The 22,051-nt window shown below is 43.9% G+C and carries 11 protein-coding genes; 9 read left to right on the top strand and 2 right to left on the bottom strand.

The genetic code is table 11. The annotated features are described in order from the left end of the window. Positions 1-53: 53 nt before the first annotated feature. Entirely contained in the window at positions 54-1,610 is a 1,557-nt protein-coding gene (locus LPH68_RS18345; RefSeq protein WP_118419219.1) for a sulfatase, read from the bottom strand. 215 nt (positions 1,611-1,825) lie between these two features. Next, a complete protein-coding gene (locus LPH68_RS18340) occupies positions 1,826-3,199 on the bottom strand; it encodes a sigma-54 dependent transcriptional regulator (protein ID WP_004304936.1) in 1,374 nt (457 codons plus the stop codon). 87 nt (positions 3,200-3,286) lie between these two features. On the opposite strand from LPH68_RS18340, the gene LPH68_RS18335 reads away from it, so the two are divergent. The 9 genes from LPH68_RS18335 to LPH68_RS18295 all read left to right on the top strand — a co-directional run bounded on the left by LPH68_RS18335 (position 3,287) and on the right by LPH68_RS18295 (position 21,918). Further along, complete coding sequence (locus LPH68_RS18335; RefSeq protein WP_004304934.1) at positions 3,287-4,126, top strand: peptidylprolyl isomerase; 840 nt, start codon at positions 3,287-3,289, stop codon at positions 4,124-4,126. Positions 4,127-4,131: 5 nt separating this feature from the next. After that, the gene (locus LPH68_RS18330) at positions 4,132-5,370 is read left to right on the top strand and encodes a pitrilysin family protein (RefSeq protein WP_004299932.1); all 1,239 of its coding nucleotides are present in this window, start codon (positions 4,132-4,134) and stop codon (positions 5,368-5,370) included. 85 nt (positions 5,371-5,455) lie between these two features. Further along, positions 5,456-6,814: an MATE family efflux transporter gene (locus LPH68_RS18325; RefSeq protein ID WP_004313043.1), complete on the top strand. Its 1,359-nt coding sequence runs from the start codon at positions 5,456-5,458 to the stop codon at positions 6,812-6,814. Between the two features lie 34 nt (positions 6,815-6,848). Then, complete coding sequence (locus tag LPH68_RS18320) at positions 6,849-9,167, top strand: ATP-binding protein (RefSeq protein WP_117809425.1); 2,319 nt, start codon at positions 6,849-6,851, stop codon at positions 9,165-9,167. Positions 9,168-9,281: 114 nt separating this feature from the next. Next, positions 9,282-13,793: a translocation/assembly module TamB domain-containing protein gene (locus LPH68_RS18315; protein WP_032812039.1), complete on the top strand. Its 4,512-nt coding sequence runs from the start codon at positions 9,282-9,284 to the stop codon at positions 13,791-13,793. 2 nt (positions 13,794-13,795) lie between these two features. Beyond that, positions 13,796-16,138 (top strand): BamA/TamA family outer membrane protein, encoded by a 2,343-nt coding sequence (locus LPH68_RS18310; protein ID WP_151923640.1) that lies wholly within the window; start codon positions 13,796-13,798, stop codon positions 16,136-16,138. Positions 16,139-16,662: 524 nt separating this feature from the next. After that, a complete protein-coding gene (locus LPH68_RS18305; RefSeq protein WP_004299937.1) occupies positions 16,663-17,574 on the top strand; it encodes a hypothetical protein in 912 nt (303 codons plus the stop codon). Positions 17,575-17,716: 142 nt separating this feature from the next. Next, positions 17,717-19,672, top strand: coding sequence for an ABC-F family ATP-binding cassette domain-containing protein (locus LPH68_RS18300; RefSeq protein ID WP_004314402.1), 1,956 nt, complete (start codon positions 17,717-17,719; stop codon positions 19,670-19,672). Positions 19,673-19,881: 209 nt separating this feature from the next. After that, complete coding sequence (locus LPH68_RS18295) at positions 19,882-21,918, top strand: M13 family metallopeptidase (protein WP_008776374.1); 2,037 nt, start codon at positions 19,882-19,884, stop codon at positions 21,916-21,918. Positions 21,919-22,051 lie beyond the last annotated feature (133 nt).

The following is a 22,051-nucleotide window of genomic DNA, read 5'->3' as shown; positions in this document are numbered from 1 at the left end:
GTGTGGAATTATTCCACACTCCCCGCCACAGTTCTTTTATTTAGGTAATCTATTTACTTAATTTCATCCGGCCAGGGACAAGGTTTACCTGTCGCTTTGAAAGTCGGTCGTTGTGCATCTACTTTTCTTAGAAAGTTGCCCAGCTCTTTAGAAAGTTTCTTCACGATGTCCGGATGCTGTGCACTAAGGTCGTTGCTTTCTCCTATATCATCAGGTATGTTGAATAACTCTTTCTTTCCTGTTCCATAGTAATAAATCAATTTCCAGTCACCGTTTCGAACGGCACAATTAAAGTTGATTCCGGGACCGTCATTTCCCCAGTTGTTAGGCATATTCCAGAAAAGACTCCGACCCTTAGCTGGGTTGCCTGTCTGTTTCAGCAGAGGGATGAAACTGATACCGTCTATCGGTTGAACTGTCTGGTAGTTCTTGACACCTGCCATTTCAAGAATAGTAGGGTAGAAGTCTTCTATCAACAAGTAGTTGTTGCATTTGCTTCCCGGAGCTACTACTCCCGGCCAGCTGATAATCATCGGTTCGCGGATACCGCCTTCATAAGTAGAACCTTTACCACTGTTCAATGGATAATTCTGTGTATGCAGCTTGCCGTCACGCCATCCGGATTCGGATGCAAGTCCTCCGTTATCACTCATAAAAATGATAATAGTGTTGTTGGCTTCTCCATTCTTTTCCAGCCAGTTCATTAAATCACCTAAACTTTTATCCATTCCTTCAATCAGTGTGGCATAAGCAGCTTCATGGTCTGTCATTCCTTTTTTCTTGTACTTCTCATAGAAGCGCATATCTTTGTTCAAAGGAATGTGGATGGCATATTGCGACATATACAAATAGAAAGGCTGATTATACTTTTTCGCTTTATCCAGTGCTTTAATGGCTTCCAACGTCAATGCTTCAGTTACAAAGGTTTCCGTTCCCCAATATTTCTCTAATCCGGGAACAGACATCAGTGATACCGCTTTCCCATCTTTGGTATGTCCGTAGTTCTCTTCTCCCAGGTAACTGGCAAGTCCACCGGCCGCATGTCCGGCAATATTTACCTCGAATCCCCAATGATGCGGATCTTCCCCTGGAGTATCTATCGCTCCGAAATGGGCTTTTCCACAATGTATAGTATGATAACCGCTGTTCTTTAGCAGTTGCACGAAGGAGGTTCCTACGAAAGTATGATTAGTGCCGGACACTTGACTTACTCCATTGTAATTCCAGTCAGGGACTGCCAGAATGCTATCTTTACGGTCTGTCATTGTATTCTTTTGCAGCGTCCAGTTAGTTACTCGGTGACGTGCGGCGTTGGTTCCGGTGATGAGGCTGCACCGGGTAGGAGAACTGATACTGTTGGCATACGCTTGAGTAAACATCATTCCCTGTTTGGCTAACCGCTCCATATTTGGAGTCTCGTACAATTCGTTATAGTGTGTCTTCTGTGTCCAGAATGGGAGTGAAGTATCCTGCCATCCCATATCGTCTACCATAAAGAGAATGATATTCGGACGTTTGTCCGCGTGTTCTATTTGCATATTGCTTTGTGCTTGCAGATTGGTTGCTGCGAGTGGCACAAATGCAAGGGGTAATAATGTTTTTTTATTCATGGGGGGCATTTTATTCTATGGAATATGCATTAAAATTAATAATATCTGGTAATGCGATAGATTCGGTTAAAGATAAGTTCGAGCACTACAAAAAGGAATCATTTCTCACCGTGATGAGAATAAATACTCATAATAGTGAGAATTTTTTCTCATTGCATTGAGAAAATTTTCTCATAGGCATGAGAACACTTGAGAAAATGCAAGAATGTAACTTGTTACAAATCAATATTGTATAATTTCAATTTATTATATAAAGTCTTTCGATCAATATTCAGTAATTGCGCTGCTTTACTCTTATTGTTTCCTGTTTGGCGTAGCGCCTCCAAAATATGCTCTTTTTCAGTCTCTTCATTGCGTAATGCAATGCTCGTATTGCTGGATGCAGGAGTTTCTAAAAGCTCGGTCCCCAATTCCAATAAAGTAATGAAACTGCTTTGTGCCAATAAAGTTGCTCTTTTGACGATGTTCTTCATTTGGCGCAAATTTCCCGGCCAATGATAATTCATTAAAGCTTGCGATGCTTTTGCATCGAAACCAATCAGGTGTTTATCCAGTTCCTTGTTTGCCTGATCGAGGAAGAAATTGGCAAAGAGCAGAATATCTTCTTTCCGTTCTTTCAGATCGGGCATACGGAGGGTAAATTCATTGATACGATGATAAAGGTCTTCACGGAAAGTACCTTTTTCAATGGCTTGTTCCAGATTCTCATTGGTGGCAGATACCAGACGAATATCTACCGATATCTCCTGTGTAGAACCTACCGGACGTATTTTTCTCTCTTGCAAGGCACGAAGCAGTTGTATCTGCACTTCATAACTAAGGTTTCCGATCTCATCCAGAAAGATAGTACCACCGTTGGCTGCAACGAAAGCACCCGTTTTATCTGTCAGAGCACCTGTAAACGAACCTTTCACATGACCGAAAAATTCGGAAGCAGCCAGTTCTTTGGGGATAGAACCACAATCTACGGCAATAAACGGTTTATCGTTTCGTTTGCTAAGTTGATGAATACGGTGCGCCACATACTCTTTTCCTGTTCCGCTGGAACCGTTGATAAGTACGGACATATTGGTCGGAGCTACCAGACCTACATAATTGTAGAGTTGTTTGGCTGCATCACTTTCTCCTTCCAGATAAGCACGATGATTTTCTGTTGAATCTTTAGATGAAGTAGAAGCACCTTTTTTAGAAGAAGATTTAGCAACGTTATGAGTAGCAGGACTCTTTTCAGACTGTAGACATTCAGAAATTTTCTTCAGTAATTCTTCCGGATTTACCGGTTTGGCTATATAATCACGTGCTCCCAGTTTCATTGCCTGTACGGCGGATTGTATATCCGCATAGCCAGTCATGATGATTAAAGGAATGTCCATGCCTTGTTCATTCATCCATTTCAGCAGATCGATACCTTCGTGGTCGGGTAGTCGCAGGTCTGATAAAATCAGATCGACGTTTTGGCTTTCGATATGTTTTCGGGCGCGGGCAATATTACTCACTGATGATACTTCAAAGCCCTTTTTGCCTAGCCAGGTTTTTAGCATCATTCCAAAAGTGATATCATCTTCAACGATCAATATGGAGCTCATCATGTCAGGTTTTGATTCTTTTAAGTCACAAAGGTAAGAGGATTTAGGCGAAAGTGGTATATTTGCAAACTTAAATTAAATAAAAGTGTTATGAAAAAGATTCTATTGATAATATTAACCATATCGTTTTGCGGACTTACTGCCTGCAAAACCGGAACAAAAAAAGGAGGAGACATGGATAAAGAAACGTTGGTAAAGATTGAGACAACTGTAGGAGATATCGAGGTGAAACTATATAATGAGACACCGAAACATCGTGATAATTTTATCAAACTGGTGAAGGACGGTGTTTATGAAGGCACACTGTTTCATCGTGTTATCAAAGATTTTATGATTCAGGCTGGTGACCCGGACTCAAAGAATGCACCGAAAGGAAAAATGCTGGGTACGGGAGATGTAGGTTATACTGTTCCCGCTGAATTTGTATATCCTAAATATTTCCATAAGAAAGGTGCCTTGTCCGCTGCCCGTCAGGGAGATAATGTGAACCCGAAGAAAGAATCTTCCGGTTGTCAGTTCTATATCGTGACAGGTAAGGTGTTCAATGACTCTACCTTGCTGGGTATGGAAAGCCAGATGAATGAGAATAAGATTAATGTTATTTTCAATACGCTGGCACAGAAACACATGAAGGAAATTTATAAGATGCGAAAAGCAAATGACGAAAACGGTCTTTATGATTTGCAGGAAAAGTTGTTTGCAGAGGCACAGGAAATGGCAGCTAAACAACCGGAATTTCATTTCACTCCGGAACAGATTGAAGCCTATACAACGGTGGGAGGAACTCCGCATCTGGATGGCGAATATACTGTGTTCGGTGAAGTAGTGAAAGGTCTGGATATTGTGGATAAAATCCAGCAGGTGAAAACCGACCGTAGCGATCGTCCCGAAGAAGATGTAAAAATAACAAAGGTGACAATACTTGACTGAAATATATGAAAATCAACAGGCATATTCTTGATAATGGGTTACGTCTGGTACATTCGCAGGACGAAAGTACGCAGATGGTTGCCCTTAATATATTATATAATGTGGGAGCTCGCGACGAAGATCCCGAACATACCGGTTTTGCCCATTTGTTCGAACACCTGATGTTCGGAGGGTCGGTGAATATTCCCGATTATGATATGCCGCTTCAATTGGCGGGTGGAGAGAATAATGCCTGGACGAATAATGATATAACCAATTACTACCTCACTGTACCTCGTCAGAATGTAGAAACCGGCTTTTGGTTGGAATCCGACCGGATGTTGAGTCTTGATTTTAGCGAACGGAGTCTGGAGGTACAGCGGGGAGTAGTAATGGAAGAATTCAAACAGCGATGTTTGAATCAGCCTTATGGGGATATCGGACATCTTTTGCGTCCTCTGGCTTATCAGACGCATCCTTATCAATGGCCTACTATCGGAAAAGAGTTGTCGCATATTGCCAATGCTACGCTGGAAGAAGTGAAGGCATTCTTTTTCCGTTTTTATGCTCCTAATAATGCCATATTAGCTGTGACCGGTAATATCTCTTTCGAAGAGGCGGTTGCTTTGACAGAAAAATGGTTCGGCTCTATTCCTCGTCGGGAAGTTCCTCAACGGAACCTGCCACAAGAACAGGAACAGACGGAAGAACGGCGGCTGACGGTAGAGAGAAATGTTCCTCTCGATTCTTTATTTATGGCATACCACATGCCTGCCCATTGCCATCCGGATTATTATGCATTTGATATTTTGTCGGATGTGTTGAGCAACGGACGTTCCAGCCGGTTGAACCAGCGTTTGGTACAACAGAAACAATTATTTTCGAGTATAGATGCTTATATTTCCGGCAGTGTAGATGCGGGGTTATTCCATATTAGTGGTAAACCTTCGGCAGGTGTCACCCTGGAACAGGCGGAAGCGGCAGTGCGGGAAGAACTGGAACTGTTGCAGCAAGAATTGGTTGACGAACAGGAACTGGAAAAAGTGAAGAACAAATTTGAGTCCACCCAGATATTCGGCAACATCAATTATTTGAATGTGGCAACCAACCTGGCTTGGTACGAATTGCTTGGCCGGGCGGAGGACATGGAAAAAGAGGTCGATCGTTATCGGTCTGTCACGGCTGAACAATTGCGGGCGGTAGCTCAATCTGCTTTCCGTAAGGAGAACGGAGTAATACTATATTATAAGAAACAACAAAATTAAATTCTCCCTTTTTTATAATTTATCAGTGAAAGGGGAAAGTCCCTTTGCCTGAAAATGGAGATACGTTTAGGTAACGGAAAAGTAAATGAGACATATTTATAGTACATATAAAGAGCATTATAAAGCACTAATTTTTCTCGGACTACCGATTGTGATCGGGCAAATAGGAGTGATCGTTCTCGGATTTGCGGATACGTTAATGATCGGACATCATAGTACGATTGAGCTGGGAGCAGCTTCCTTCGTAAATAATGTGTTTAATCTGGCGATTATTTTCAGTACAGGGTTTTCGTATGGACTGACTCCCATTGTAGGAGGGCTGTATGGGACTCATCAGTATGCTCCTGCCGGACAGGCATTGCGCAACAGCTTGTTGGCAAATCTGATGGTTGCATTGCTGCTGACTATATGTATGACTGTTCTTTATCTGAATATCGAGCATCTCGGACAGCCGGAAGAATTGATTCCTCTGATTAAACCGTATTACCTTGTTTTGCTTGCTTCATTAGTGTTTGTCATGCTTTTCAATGGATTCAAGCAATTCACAGACGGAATAACGGATACCCAAACCGCCATGTGGATATTGCTTGGAGGAAATGTCTTGAATATCATAGGAAACTATATCCTGATTTACGGTAAACTCGGATTGCCCGAATTAGGTTTGTTGGGAGCAGGTATTAGTACGTTGTTTTCGCGTATTGTGATGGTGATTGTATTTATAATCATCTTTATGCGTAGTCCGCGTTTCGTCCGTTATAAGATTGGCTTTTTCCGTTTGGGATGGTCACGTGCAGTATTTGGACGCTTGAATGGACTAGGATGGCCGATTGCTTTCCAGATGGGAATGGAGACAGCCTCCTTTAGTTTGAGTGCTATCATGATCGGTTGGCTAGGTACGATCGCTTTGGCTTCTCATCAGGTGATGTTGGCTATTTCGCAGTTTACCTTTATGATGTATTACGGTATGGGGGCTGCTGTTGCTGTTCGTGTCAGCAATTTCAAAGGCCAGAATGACATCGTCAATGTACGCCGTTCAGCCTATGCCGGTTTTCATCTGATGATGACATTGGGTGTCGTGCTTTCCTTGATTGTCTTCCTTTGCCGGAATTACTTGGGAAGCTGGTTTACCGACAGCCAGGAAGTGGTTGCTATGGTGACATCTTTAATTTTTCCTTTCCTTGTCTATCAGTTTGGCGACGGGCTTCAAATCACTTTCGCCAATGCTTTGCGTGGAATTTCAGATGTAAAACTAATGATGGTTATCGCCTTTATCGCCTATTTCGTTATTTCGCTTCCCGTAGGATATTTCTGCGGCTTTGTAATGGGATGGGGGATAGTAGGTGTCTGGATGGCATTTCCTTTTGGTCTGACGAGTGCGGGACTAATGCTCTGGTGGCGTTTCCACTACATGACAAAACTCCCCGAACCCCACCCCAAAACCTAATACTTAATACTTAATACTTAAAACTTTTATCCCAATGGCTTCCTTCCGTTTTACAAAGTTGAAAATAACCGCCGGTTACACTTTGTTACTGGCGATCCTCCTTTTCTCGCTGGTGTTTGTACATCGTGAGATGGAAGCATTGTCGGCAGCCGACGATCAGCAGAACTTAAGAACTGATAGTCTATTGACCCTTCTCCACGAGAAAGATCAAAACACGATTCAGATGTTGCGGGTGTTAAGTGAAGCAAACGACAGCCTTCTCTCTGCTTCGGAGATTGAAGAAATCATTTCCGAACAAGATTCTGTCATTACCCAGCAACGGGTACAACATCGGGTCATTACCAAGCGTGACTCGTTAATAACTACTCCTAAAAAGAAGGGATTCTTCAAACGGCTCGCCGAAGTGTTTTCCCCTTCTAAACAAGACAGTGCCGTATTAGTTAATACATCGCTGGAAGTAGCCACTGATACCATTCTTCAACCGACTACTTCTAAAGATTCTCTTCAGCAGAAAATCCGCATGGCTACCGAAGAAAAACGGTTGCAACGGAAGAAAACCATCCGGCGTACCAGTACGAAGTACCAGCGGATGAATACACAGTTGACGGCACGAATGGATAGTCTGATTAAACAATATGAGGAAGAAATGACCCTGCGTGCCCGTCAGGATGCCGAGCTTCAGCAGGAGGTAAGAATGCGGTCGGCGCGTATCATCGGCGGTATCGCGGTTGGTGCCGTACTATTATCTGCTTTTTTCCTGATATTGATTATGCGGGATATCTCTCGCAGCAACCGTTATCGTCAGCAATTGGAGGTGGCGAATAAACGCGCGGAAGATTTGCTTGTTGCCCGTGAGAAATTAATGCTGGCCATTACCCATGACTTTAAGGCGCCGCTGGGGTCAATCATGGGATATACCGAACTTCTGTCCCGGCTGACAGAAGATGAACGGCAACGTTTCTACCTCGACAATATGAAAAGCTCTTCGGAACATTTGTTGAAACTAGTCAGTGACTTGCTCGATTTCCATCGGCTCGATCTCAATAAAGCGGAAGTGAACCGTGTAACCTTTAACCCTTCCCAGCTGTTCGACGAAATTTATGTCAGTTTCGAACCTTTGACCGCTGCCAAAGGTTTAGCCTTGCAATGTCACGTCGCCCCGGAACTGAACGGAAGATATATCAGTGATCCTTTGCGACTCCGGCAAATAGTGAACAACCTTTTGTCTAATGCCGTAAAGTTTACTCAAAAAGGAGAGATTAGCCTGACAGCCGGTTATGATTCTTCTAAGTTAACCATTGCTATCGCCGATACAGGAAAAGGAATGGCATCAGAAGATCGTGAACGTATCTTTCAGGAGTTTACACGTCTTTCCGGTGCGCAGGGAGAGGAAGGTTTCGGACTCGGACTCTCTATTGTGAAGAAACTGGTAACCTTGCTTGAAGGAACCATTGACGTGCAAAGCACATTAGGAAAAGGAAGCTGTTTTACTGTAACTCTGCCTCTTTATCCGGTAGGTAAATCCATTGCGGAAAGTGAATCTCCCGAAAGCGAAAATGTGGATATAACAGAGGAGTCGGCCGCGATTCCTCCGATGAAAGTCATCCGTGTTCTTTTGATCGATGACGATAAGATTCAGTTGAATCTGACTGCTGCCATGTTGAAACAACATGGTATCGATGCGGTATGTTGTGAACAGCTGGAGCAGTTGATCGAACAGCTTCGCTCTTCCGTCTTCGATGTATTGCTGACAGATATACAAATGCCTGCTATTAACGGTTTTGATTTGGTAAAATTATTGCGGGCTTCTAATATACCACAAGCAAAAACAATCCCCGTCATTGCTGTGACCGCCCGTAGCGAAATGGATAAGGCAGCTTTACATGAACATGGCTTTGCCGGTTGTCTGCATAAACCGTTTACAGTAAAAGAATTATTGATGACGGTAAATGAAGGGCAACTCTCCGCTGATGAAGCGCATATCACAGAAGATATGGCAACAGCCGGAATAAATTTCTCTGCACTTACTGCTTATTCTGAAGACGATCCGGAAGCAGCATCCTCCATTATTCAGACTTTTATTGAAGAAACAGGTAAGAATATCGAACGGATGCAACAAGCGCTGAACGATAAAGAGGTGGACGGGATAGCTGCTATGGCGCATAAGCTCCTCCCTCTCTTTACAATGATTGGAGCGGATGAAACCATAACTCCATTAAAATGGCTGGAAGCTTGTCGTGGAGAAAAATTCTCGGAAAAAATAGAAGAAACAACACTTAATATATTAGAGGCTGTCCATAAAATAATAAGTGAGGCAGAGCGCTATTTGATAGTGATGAAAAATACCCGATAAGCTATTTTCTTCTACTCCTTGGCTAGTATCTGTATCTTTCTTACTATTAGCCAAACCTTTTTTCAAAATAATTTGTTTACTTTGTGTCACCTTATTTACACTGACACATTTTACATGAAACGAAAATGGATACGCTGGGTAAGCTGGATACTGCTTACTCCTATAATACTCTTTGTAATACTAATGGTATTGCTTTATGTTCCTCCCGTTCAGAATCTTTTGCGTCGGGAGGTTACTGCATACGCCTCTAAGGCAACCGGTATGCAGATTCAGGTGGAACGGATAGACCTTCGTTTCCCGCTTAATCTGTTGGTTCGTGGCGTAGAGGTTATTCAACAGCCGGATACTCTTTTGTCTTTGGAAAGCCTGAATGTCCGTGTGCAGGCATGGCCGTTAATAAAAGGAAAAGTCGAAGTGGATGAAGTCACTTTGAGCCGGGTAGCCGTTAATTCAGCCAATTTGATGGAAGGAATGAAGATTAAAGGCGTTTTAGGACGTTTCTTCCTGCAAAGCCATGGTGTTGACTTGTCCAATGAAATAGCGATTATCAATCAGGCCGAACTGTCTGATACCCATGTGCAGTTGCTGATGAATGATACTACCACCACTCCTAAAGATACCACAGCCTCTGCTCCTGTAAACTGGAAAGTGGATCTTCATCAGTTGAAATTAAAGAATGTATCATTCAGTATGCAACTTCCTGTTGATTCCATGCGGATGGCAGCTCATATCGGGGAGGCTGCTATTGATGATGCACAGGCTGATTTGAAAAATCAGTTTTATGGTTTGAAGAAGTTTCTGTTGTCGGGAACTTCCGCCAGTTATGATACAGGAACTGCGCAACCAATAGAAGGTTTTGATGCTTCCCATATTGCCGTTCGTGATGTTCGCATCGCTTTGGATTCCCTGTTGTATAAAGGCAGGGACATGAATGCGGTCATTCGTGAGTTTACAATGAATGAACGTTCCGGATTAAGTGTTGTTTCACTGACAGGTAGAGCATACTCTAACGATTCAATCATTAGTGTTCCCGGTTTAAAACTAAAAACCCCTCATTCTGAAATCGATTTATCTGCCCATACTTATTGGGAACTTGTCAACATCCCGACTACAGGACGTTTGTCCGCCAATCTCAATGCCTATATCGGCAAAGAAGATGTTATGTTATTTGCAGGAGGATTGCCTGATAGCTTTAAAGAAGCCTATCCATTTCGTCCGCTTGTCATTCGTGCCGGTACGGACGGTAACTTGAAACAAATGCAGATTTCCCGTTTTACGGTAGACTTGCCGGGTGCTTTTGCTTTAGAAGGCGGCGGTATGATAGAAAACCTGGCTGACAGCCTGACTCGTACCGGAACCATTGGGCTGAAAATGACAACTCAAAATTTGAACTTCCTGACCGCTCTGTCAGGAGAGGCTCCCAATGGTACGATTGTAGTCCCTGACAGCATGAATCTGGTGGCGAAAGTTGATATCAAAGGTCCTGAATACAAAGCAGGCCTCCGTCTGAAAGAGGGGAAAGGAGCTATGGACGTGAATGCAGCATTAAATACATCTACCGAAGTTTACAAAGCTGATCTGAAGATAGACAATCTGCAACTCCATAACTTCCTTCCGAAAGATTCTATCTACGAACTGTCTCTTTCGGCTGCGGCTAATGGTCGTGGACTGGATGTCATGTCTTATCATTCTTTTGCCAAACTGAATCTTTCATTAGATCAGCTTCATTATGCAAAATATCATCTCTCCAATCTTAATTTGACAGGAGACCTTAAAGGCGCACTGGTCACCGCACATCTGACAAGTGACAATGCTTTATTGAAAATGACAACCGATGCGGAATATAATTTGGCGCACAGTTATCCTGATGGTAAGATAACGGTTGATGTCACTCAACTGGATTTACATGAATTAGGAATCATGCCGCAGCCAATGAAGCGTCCGCTTACTTTTAATTTAGCTGCCGAAGCTCGTCGGGATTTAGTCTCGGCACATTTCGTTTCTGGAGATATGAAACTCGACTTGAGCGCACGTTCCGGCGTTAATCCTTTAATTCGCCAATCTACTCACTTTGTGGATGTATTGATGAAGCAGATTGATGAGAAAGCATTGAATCACGCTGAACTGCGTAAGGCGCTACCGACGGCAGTTTTCTCTTTCTCTGCAGGACAAGAAAACCCTTTGGCATATTTTCTGGCTACTAAAAAGATAGCTTACCATGATGCTTCTGTGAAATTCGGAGCAGCTCCTAATTGGGGAATTAATGGAAAAGCCGCTATTCATGCTTTGAAAGTAGACACCTTGCAACTGGACACGATTTTCTTTACAGTCAAACAAGATACCACACTCATGAAATTGCGTGCCGGTGTTATTAACGGACCGAAGAATCCGCAATTCTCCTTCTCTACTACACTGACAGGAGAGATTCGTGACCGGGATGCGGAACTGCTGGTAGATTTTAAGAATGGAAAAGGAGAAACGGGCGTACTGCTCGGTGTCAATGCGCGTCCTTTGTTTGAAGGGCAAGGAAAAGGCGATGGATTAGCTTTCACATTAATCCCGGAAGAACCGATTATCGCCTTCCAGAAATTCCATTTTAATGAGAATCACAACTGGATTTATGTGCATAAGAATATGCGTGTATACGCTAATGTAGATATGTGGGACGATGAAGGAATGGGATTCCGTGTACATTCGGTGCGGGGGGACACTGTTTCTTTACAGAATATTGATGTCGAAATCCGAAGAATCAGTTTAGCCGAATTGAGCAAAGTACTGCCTTACTTCCCGGAAATAACCGGTTTATTCTCTGCGGAAGCACACTACGTGCAGACTGAAAAAGATCTTCAACTCTCGGTTGAATCATCTATTGACGAGCTGACTTATGAACGTCAACGAATTGGTGATGTAACATTAGGAGCTACCTGGTTGCCGGGCGAACAAGGGAAACAATATCTTAACGCTTATCTGAATCATGACAAAGTGGAAGTGATGGTGGCGGATGGCAAGCTGGTTCCAACCCAGACAGGGAAGGATAGTCTGGAAGTAAATGCCACTCTGGAGCACTTCCCGCTCCGTGTAGCGAACGTATTCATTCCCGATCAGATGGTTACATTAGCCGGTGATATGGATGGTAATCTGAACATTACCGGTAGCACCGAACAACCTTTGATTAATGGCGAACTGATATTGGATAGTGTTACTGTCCTTTCCCGGCAGTATGGTGCTAACTTCCGGTTCGATAACCGCCCGGTGCAGATAAAGAATAATCGTTTGGAATTTGATAAATTCGCTATTTATACAACAGGAAAGAATCCATTTACGATTGACGGATCTGTCGATTTCAGAGATATGTCCCGGCCGATGGCAAATCTGAATCTGCTGGCACAGAACTATACGCTTCTGGATGCCAAACGTACCCGTGAAAGTCTGGTTTACGGAAAAGTATATGCTGATTTCCGGGCAACGGTGAAAGGGCCGTTAGACGGATTGAATATGCGTGGAAACATGAGTTTGCTGGGCAATACAGATGTTTCTTATATATTGACCGATTCACCGTTGACTGTGCAGGACCGTTTGGGAAGTTTGGTAACCTTTACTTCATTTAGTGACACCACTACGGTTGTTCAGCAAGAAGTGCCGACTGTTTCTTTAGGCGGGCTGGATATGGTGATGATGGTACACATCGACCCGTCCGTTCGTTTGAAAGTCGATTTGGACGCAAGCAATGACAATCGTGTTGAACTGGAGGGAGGAGGTGACCTCTCTATGAAATATACTCCGCAGGGTGACCTGACATTGACCGGACGCTATACGTTGAGCGGCGGTTTGATGAAATATGCTTTGCCTGTCATCGCTGCCAAAGAATTTGCTATCGACAACGGCAGCTATGTGGAATGGACGGGAAATCCTATGGACCCGATGCTGAACTTCAAAGCAACCGACCGTATCCGCGCTTCTGTCTCCGAAGGAGAGAATGGTGGAACACGTATGGTTAATTTCGATGTGTCTATCGTCGTCAAGAACCGACTGGATAATCTTTCTTTCGCCTTTGACGTATCTGCCCCCGAAGACGCAACCATACAAAATGAATTGACGGCTATGGGCGCGGAAGAGAGAGGTAAACAGGCTCTATATATCATGGTTATGAAAACCTACCTTGGCACCGGACCGATTGGTGGCGGAGGTGGTGGACTGGGTAAACTGAATATGGGTTCTGCATTGAACTCCGTATTAAGTAGCCAAATCAACTCATTGATGGGAAACCTGAAAAATGCCAGTGTTTCTGTCGGTATCGAAGACCACGATCTGTCGGATACGGGTGGTAAGCGTACGGATTACAGTTTCCGTTATTCACAACGTCTCTTCAATAACCGTTTCCAGATTGTAATCGGAGGTAAAGTTTCTACGGGTGAGAATGCGACGAATGACGCGGAATCTTTCATCGATAACATCTCTCTGGAATATCGTTTGGATAGAACCGGAACCCGTTATGTCCGTCTGTTCTACGATAAAAATTACGAAAGTGTACTCGAAGGCGAGATTACGGAAACCGGAGTCGGTCTGGTACTTCGCAAGAAGCTGGATAAACTTAGCGAACTGTTCATCTTTAAGAAAAAGAAGTAAACATGAAAGGTATATATAGTAACATATTAATAAGTTGCCTGATGGGTATCATCTTATTCTCGGGTTGTTCGGTGACAAAGCATCTGCCCGAAGGGGAGGTACTTTATACAGGAGGAAAAACTGTCATACAGAATAAATCGACAACATCGGTAGGAGGGACAGCTCTGACAGAGATTGAGGCGGCCCTTGATAAAACTCCCAGTACGAAGATGTTGGGAGGGCTTCTGCCTATTCCTTTTAAGATGTGGATGTACAATGACTTTGTGAAATATAAAAAAGGATTTGGAAAGTGGATGTTCAACCGTCTGGCTGCTAACCCTCCGGTATTTATTTCCACTGTCAATCCGGAGGTCCGCATCAAGGTGGCTACAAACTTGCTCCGTGATTATGGTTACTTCAATGGGAAAGTGACTTATGAAACATTGGTCGATAAGAAAGACAGCCTGAAAGCAAGTATTCTTTATACGGTAGACATGAAGAATCCTTATTTTATAGATACGGTTTATTATCAGCGTTTCACTCCCCAAACGTTGCGCATTATGGAACGGGGACGTCGAATGTCTTATATAAGTCCCGGCGAGCAGTTTAACGTGGTCGATCTGGATGAAGAGCGTACCCGTATCAGTACGCTGTTGCGTAACCGGGGATATTTTTACTTCCGTCCCGATTATATGACTTATCAGGCAGATACAACATTGGTTCCCGGTGGACATATCAGCCTTCGTCTGATTCCCGTTCCGGGATTACCCGCTGCGGCACAACGTCCTTACTATGTAGGAGATGCTTCTGTTTACCTGTTTGGCAAGAATGGTGAGGCGCCCAATGACAGCATGATGTATAAGAATCTGAATATACATTATTATAAGAAATTGCAGGTACGTCCGAATATGCTTTATCGTTGGTTGAACTATCAACAGTTTGTGCGGAATGCACAGATGCGGGCTTCCAATCGCACTCGTCTTTACAGTCAGTATCGACAGGAGCAGGTGCAGGAGAAACTTAGCCAGTTGGGAATCTTCAGTTATCTGGATTTACAATATGCTCCGAAAGATACGACAGCCGTTTGTGATACGCTGAACGTAACCATGCAGGCCACGTTTGCTAAGCCGCTGGACGCCGAACTGGAATTGAATGTCGTAACCAAAAGTAACGACCAAACCGGTCCCGGGGCATCATTCGGCGTCACCCGGAACAATGTATTCGGAGGTGGCGAGAGCTGGAACGTGAAGCTGAAAGGCTCTTATGAATGGCAAACCGGCGGAGGAGAAAAAAGCTCTTTAATGAACAGCTGGGAGATGGGAGTTTCTACTTCTCTGACTTTCCCGCGCGTGGTTTTCCCGCATTGGGGGAAAAGGGAGTTTGACTTCCCAGCTACCACTACATTCCGTTTATACATCGACCAGTTGAACCGTGCCAGGTATTATAAACTATTGTCATTCGGCGGAAATGCTACCTACGATTTCCAACCGACACGTACAAGCCGGCATAGTATCACCCCTTTCAAACTGACATTCAACGTCCTGCAATACCAATCGGAAGAGTTCAGGGAAATTGCCGATGCTAATCCTGCATTATATATCAGTTTGAAAGACCAGTTTATTCCTGCTATGGAATATACCTATACCTATGATAATGCTTCCGCACGCGGTATTAAAAATCCGATTTGGTGGCAATCGACTGTAACCTCTGCCGGTAACCTGACCTCGGTGATTTACCGTGCTTTCGGTCAGTCTTTCAGCAAAGAGGACAAACGTTTGCTGAACGTCCCTTTCGCGCAGTTTGTGAAACTGAATACGGAATTTCGCCATTTGTGGAATATGGACAAGAATAATAAGATTGCTTCCCGTGTAGCTTTGGGTGCTCTCTTCGCCTACGGTAATGCAACGATAGCCCCTTACAGCGAACAATTCTATGTGGGTGGTGCCAACAGCATCCGCGCTTTTACGGTACGTAGCATCGGCCCGGGCGGATACCATCCGGCAGAAAGCCGCTACTCTTACCTCGACCAGACGGGTACTTTCCGTTTTGAGGCAAATGTAGAATATCGTTTCCGTATCTTTAAGAGCATTTGGGGAGCCACTTTCCTGGATGCAGGAAACGTCTGGTTGATGCGCAAGGATGAGGCCCGTCCCAATTCACAACTCGAACTGAAAACATTCCCGAAACAGATCGCTTTGGGCACCGGTGTCGGTATTCGTTATGATATGGATATTCTTGTGTTCCGTCTTGATTTCGGTATTCCTTTGCATCTGCCTTACGATACAGAACGAAGCGGATATTACAATGTCACAGGATCCTTTATGAAAAATCTGGGAATACATTTTGCTATCGGTTATCCCTTCTAACGTTCTTTCTTTGTCTTGAAACAAAGAAAGAACCAAAGAAAATTCAAGGCTGCGTTTTTCCGGCTACTCCGGTGTTCTCTCCGGCTAAAGGGCAGAAACTCGCTTCGCTCAAACAGTCTGCCCTTTTTAACGCTGGAGAAAACGCCTGCGCTTAACGCCGGAAAAACGAGGCCGATCCCCTTTCGGCGTGTTTGCTGCATAGGTTAATGAATTACCGGATTTCTTGATTTGTCATTGATGTACTTTTGATTCTGCATGGGTTTACATGCCGAAAGGTTTTCCGACCTACTTTTTTCTCCGTTAAGCGAACACCCGTAACGAAGCGTTAAAAAGGGCAGATTGTTTGAGCGAAGCGAGTTTCTGCCCTTTAGCGTAGTGAAGGGTGTGAGTAGGAGAAAAAAGTCAGTCTTGAATTTTTCTTTGTTTCTTTCTTTTGTTTCAAGACAAAAGAAAGAAAGTTTTTGTAAATTTGCAACGAAATCTGATGCCGTTGACATCACTAACCTTTTAATATTACACAATTTATGAAACCAACTTTATTCTTATTGGCAGCCGGTATGGGTAGCCGTTATGGAGGCTTGAAGCAATTAGACGGACTGGGTCCTAATGGCGAAACTATTATGGATTACTCAATCTATGATGCTATCAATGCCGGATTTGGCAAACTTGTATTTGTAATCCGCAAAGATTTTGAACAAGATTTCCGTGATAAAATTATTTCCAAATACGAAGGTCACATTCCTTGCGAACTGGTATTTCAGTCAATTGACGATCTTCCGGAAGGCTTTACTTGCCCGGCAGACCGTACCAAACCTTGGGGTACTAACCATGCAGTAATGATGGGTGCTGATGTGATTAAAGAACCGTTTGCAGTGATCAACTGCGATGACTTCTATGGTCGTGATTCTTTCCAGGTAATGGGCAAATTCCTTTCTGCTCTTCCTGAAAATTCAAAGAACGTTTATTCAATGGTAGGTTTTCGTGTAGGAAATACATTGAGCGAAAGCGGTACGGTATCTCGTGGTATCTGTAGTACAGATGCTAAAGGATTGTTGACATCTGTAGTAGAACGTACGAAGATTCAACGTCTGGACGGTGAAGTGAAATATATCGGTGATGATGGCGAATGGACGGCTACTCCCGACACGACTCCGGTAAGTATGAACTTCTGGGGATTCACTCCTGATTACTTCGCTTACAGCCAGGAATTCTTCAAGACTTTCCTTAGCGATCCGAAGAATATGGAAAACCTGAAGAGCGAGTTCTTCATCCCATTGATGGTAGATAAATTGATTAATGACGGAACTGCCACTGTTGAAGTACTGGATACTACCAGCAAGTGGTTCGGCGTCACTTATCCGGAAGACCGTCAGAGCGTAGTAGACAAGATTCAGGCATTGGTAGATGCCGGTGAATATCCTGCTAAGTTGTTCTAAAGAAGAGCCATTGATTAAGATAAAGAGCAGTCATTCATAAGAATGACTGCTTTTTTTGTTTTTCATAACGTATCATACTAAGTAGTATCTAATAAATATTCAGTATCTTTGCAGTCCAAAATGTTATAAATCAGAAGCAGAAGTGATTTCAGTAGAAGGATTATCAGTAGAATTTAATGCGACGCCGCTTTTTGAGGACGTCAGCTATGTAATTAATAAGAAAGACCGCATTGCGCTGGTCGGCAAAAATGGTGCCGGCAAATCAACCATGCTGAAGATATTGGCAGGTTTGCAGTCACCGACACGCGGAGTGGTAGCTACTCCGAAAGATGTAACCATCGGATATTTGCCACAGGTCATGATTCTTTCCGACAACCGGACGGTGATGGGAGAGGCAGAACTGGCATTCGAACATATATTTGAGCTTCAGGCGAAGTTGGAACGGATGAATCAGGAACTGGCGGAACGGACAGACTATGATTCGGAAGAATATCATCAGTTGATAGACCGTTTCACGCATGAAAACGACCGCTTCCTGATGATGGGCGGTACGAACTTTCAGGCGGAAATCGAACGGACACTTCTTGGATTGGGATTCAGCCGGGAAGATTTTGAACGCCCTACTTCGGAGTTTTCCGGTGGATGGCGTATGCGTATCGAATTGGCAAAACTGCTTTTACGACGCCCGGACGTGCTTTTGCTCGATGAGCCGACCAATCACCTTGATATTGAAAGTATCCAATGGTTGGAAAACTTTTTGTCTACACGTGCCAATGCAGTCGTATTAGTCAGCCATGACCGTGCTTTCCTGAATAACGTAACTACCCGCACCATCGAAATTACTTGCGGTCAGATTTACGACTACAAAGTGAAGTACGATGAATTTGTAGTCTTGCGTAAAGAACGCCGTGAGCAACAGCTCCGTGCTTACGAAAATCAGCAGAAACAAATACAAGATACGGAAGATTTTATTGAACGCTTCCGTTATAAAGCAACGAAGGCCGTACAGGTACAAAGCCGTATCAAGCAACTGGAAAAGATAGACCGCATCGAAGTGGACGAGGAAGATAATTCCGCCTTGCGTTTAAAATTCCCTCCAGCCAGTCGTAGCGGAAACTATCCTGTGATTTGCGAAGATGTGCGCAAAGCGTATGGCAGCCATGTCGTTTTCCATGATGTCAACCTGACTATCAACAGGGGAGAGAAAGTGGCTTTCGTCGGAAAGAACGGAGAGGGTAAGTCTACCTTGGTGAAATGTATCATGGACGAAATTGATTTCGAAGGCAAACTAACGATCGGACATAATGTACAAATCGGTTATTTTGCGCAGAACCAGGCACAAATGTTGGATGAGAACCTGACTGTATTCGATACGATTGACCGAGTAGCGACAGGAGATATCCGTCTGAAGATACGTGATATACTGGGAGCTTTCATGTTTGGAGGCGAAGCTTCGGATAAAAAGGTGAAAGTCCTTTCCGGAGGAGAACGTACGCGATTGGCGATGATTAAACTTCTGCTGGAACCCGTAAATCTACTGATTCTGGACGAACCGACCAATCATTTGGATATGCGTTCGAAAGATGTTTTGAAGGAAGCTATCCGCGAATTTGACGGAACAGTGATTCTTGTCAGCCACGACCGTGATTTTCTGGATGGACTTGCGACTAAAGTATATGAGTTTGGCGGTGGACTTGTAAAAGAACACCTTGGAGGTATCTATGAATTCTTGCAAAAGAAAAAGATAGATAGCTTGAACGAGCTTCAGAAAGGAGCGGGATTGTCGGCTTCTCCCACGGCTTCAGCTAAAGGTAATGAACCTGAAACCGTTCAGCCTTCGGAGAATAAGCTCTCTTACGAAGCCCAGAAAGAACTTAATAAGAAGATTAAGAAACTCGAACGCCAAGTGGCGGACTGCGAAGCCTCAATAGAGGAAACCGAATCCGCGATTGCTATCGTAGAAGCGAAGATGGCAACTCCCGAAGGAGCTTCGGATATGCAGCTCTATGAACGGCATCAAAAACTGAAGCAACAGTTGGATGGCATTGTTGAAGAGTGGGAACGGGTTTCGATGGAACTGGAAGAAACGAAAAATTAGAACAAAATGCATATTTCCGGGCACTATGTGAGAGAAACGTTATACCTCGGTAGAAGGTATTCCTGGCGGGTATCTGTTTCTCGGTGTCGAAACAGGTGTTTCTCGTTGAGGAACGAGGCGTTCCTCGGTGTCGGTCACCTTCTTCCTCGGTGCCGGACTGCGGGTAGGATGATTGTTGATTAGAGAGACTATTTAATTATTTATACAATATGAAAGTAACCAAGTATTTACCAATTCTTGCCGTATGCCTTATGACAACAGGATGTAACAGTAAGAAAGAGGCCGTGCTGACGTCCGGTATCGACCTTGCTAATCTGGATACCACGGCTATGCCGGGTACAAGTTTTTATCAATATGCCTGTGGAGGTTGGGTGAAAGATCATCCGCTGACAGACGAGTATTCACGTTTCGGTACATTCGACATGTTGCGCGAAAACAGTCGTGAACAACTGAAAGCATTGATTGCCGAATTGGCAGCGAAGAAAGATAACGCACCGGGCAGTGCTGCGCAGAAAGTAGGCGATCTTTATAATATCGCAATGGATAGCGTGAAGCTGAACCAGGAAGGTGTAGCTCCGATCAAAGCAGAACTGGCAGCCATTGACGCTCTCAAGGATAAAGGAGAAATCTATGCATATATCGCCGAGAGCCAGAAGAAAGGCATCCGTCCTTACTTCACCATGTTCGTAAGTGCAGATGATATGAACAGTTCCATGAATATCGTACAGACCTATCAAGGTGGTATCGGAATGGGACAGCGTGACTATTATCTGGAGAATGACGAGCAGACTAAAAATATCCGTAATAAATATCAGGAACATATCGCCAAAATGTTCCAGTTGGCAGGTTATGATGAGGCTACTGCACAGAAAGCTGTGAAAGCAGTGATGAACATCGAAACTCGCCTGGCGAAAGCGGCTCGTTCACAAGTGGAATTGCGTGATCCTCATGCTAATTATAACAAGATGGATAGGGCGACGCTGAAAAAGAACTTCCCGACTTTTGACTGGGATACTTATTTCACCGTTTCCGGTTTGAAAGATTTGGAAGAAGTGAACGTAGGTCAGCCTGCTGCCATGAAGGAAGTAGCCGATGTGATAAACACCGTATCACTGGACGATCAGAAACTGTACCTCCAATGGGGATTGATAGATGCTGCCGCTTCTTATCTAAGCGATGATTTTGAAGCACAGAACTTCGATTTCTACAGCAGAACAATGTCTGGAAAGAAAGAAATGCAGCCTCGCTGGAAACGTTCCGTGAGCACCGTAGATGGTGTACTTGGCGAAGTGGTAGGACAGATGTATGTAGAGAAGTACTTCCCGGCTGCTGCCAAAGAACGTATGGTTACACTGGTGAAGAACCTGCAAACTTCTTTAGGAGAACGTATCAAAGGTTTGGAATGGATGAGTGAACCGACCAAGGAAAAAGCGTTGGAGAAACTGGCAACCTTCCATGTAAAAATAGGTTATCCTGATAAATGGAAAGATTACTCCGCACTGGAGATCAAAGATGATTCTTACTGGGCAAATATCGAGCGTGCCAACGAATGGGATTACAACGAAATGATTGCCAAAGCCGGCAAACCGGTAGACAAGGATGAATGGTTGATGACTCCTCAAACAGTGAACGCTTATTATAACCCGACTACCAATGAAATCTGCTTCCCGGCAGCTATCCTGCAACCTCCGTTCTTCGATATGAATGCGGACGATGCTATGAACTACGGTGCAATCGGCGTGGTAATCGGCCATGAAATGACTCATGGATTTGACGATCAGGGACGTCAATATGACAAAGACGGAAACCTGAAAGACTGGTGGACAGAAGAAGATGCTAAAAAGTTCGAAGAACGGGCACAGGTGATGGTTAACTTCTTTGACAGTATTGAAGTCGCTCCGGGCGTACACGCAAACGGTAGCCTGACACTTGGAGAGAACATTGCCGACCACGGAGGTTTGCAAGTTTCTTTCCAGGCATTCAAGAATGCAACAGAAGCCGCACCGCTGGAAATTATTGACGGATTTACTCCGGAACAACGTTTCTTCCTAGCTTACGCTAATGTGTGGGCAGGAAATATCCGTCCGGAAGAAATTCTCCGATTAACCAAACTTGATCCTCACTCATTAGGCAAATGGCGTGTGGACGGTGCTCTTCCTCATATCCAGAATTGGTATGAAGCATTCAAAATCACCGAACAGGATTCGATGTTCGTACCTAAAGAAAAACGAGTATCTATTTGGTAATAGTTTTTGAATAGAGAACATATATGCGAAGAGGCGTTGATTTTCCGTTGAGGAGAGTCAACGCTTTTTTTTATTAATTCACACCTTATTTATTACGTACGATAAACAATATTTCGTAACTTTGCACACCAAA

Source organism: Bacteroides sp. 1_1_30 (assembly GCF_020982715.1).
Lineage (GTDB): Bacteria > Bacteroidota > Bacteroidia > Bacteroidales > Bacteroidaceae > Bacteroides > Bacteroides xylanisolvens.
The sequence above is the reverse complement of the archived record's forward strand: the minus strand, read 5'-3'. Positions and strand labels throughout refer to the sequence as shown.

What these genes read in the sequence shown, in the direction of transcription:
- LPH68_RS18345 (WP_118419219.1), bottom strand. Translation starts at nt 1,610, where the DNA reads ATGAATAAAAAAACATTATTACCCCTTGCATTTGTGCCACTCGCAGCA.
- LPH68_RS18340 (WP_004304936.1), bottom strand. Translation starts at nt 3,199, where the DNA reads ATGATGAGCTCCATATTGATCGTTGAAGATGATATCACTTTTGGAATG.
- LPH68_RS18335 (WP_004304934.1), top strand. Translation starts at nt 3,287, where the DNA reads ATGAAAAAGATTCTATTGATAATATTAACCATATCGTTTTGCGGACTT.
- LPH68_RS18330 (WP_004299932.1), top strand. Translation starts at nt 4,132, where the DNA reads ATGAAAATCAACAGGCATATTCTTGATAATGGGTTACGTCTGGTACAT.
- LPH68_RS18325 (WP_004313043.1), top strand. Translation starts at nt 5,456, where the DNA reads ATGAGACATATTTATAGTACATATAAAGAGCATTATAAAGCACTAATT.
- LPH68_RS18320 (WP_117809425.1), top strand. Translation starts at nt 6,849, where the DNA reads ATGGCTTCCTTCCGTTTTACAAAGTTGAAAATAACCGCCGGTTACACT.
- LPH68_RS18315 (WP_032812039.1), top strand. Translation starts at nt 9,282, where the DNA reads ATGAAACGAAAATGGATACGCTGGGTAAGCTGGATACTGCTTACTCCT.
- LPH68_RS18310 (WP_151923640.1), top strand. Translation starts at nt 13,796, where the DNA reads ATGAAAGGTATATATAGTAACATATTAATAAGTTGCCTGATGGGTATC.
- LPH68_RS18305 (WP_004299937.1), top strand. Translation starts at nt 16,663, where the DNA reads ATGAAACCAACTTTATTCTTATTGGCAGCCGGTATGGGTAGCCGTTAT.
- LPH68_RS18295 (WP_008776374.1), top strand. Translation starts at nt 19,882, where the DNA reads ATGAAAGTAACCAAGTATTTACCAATTCTTGCCGTATGCCTTATGACA.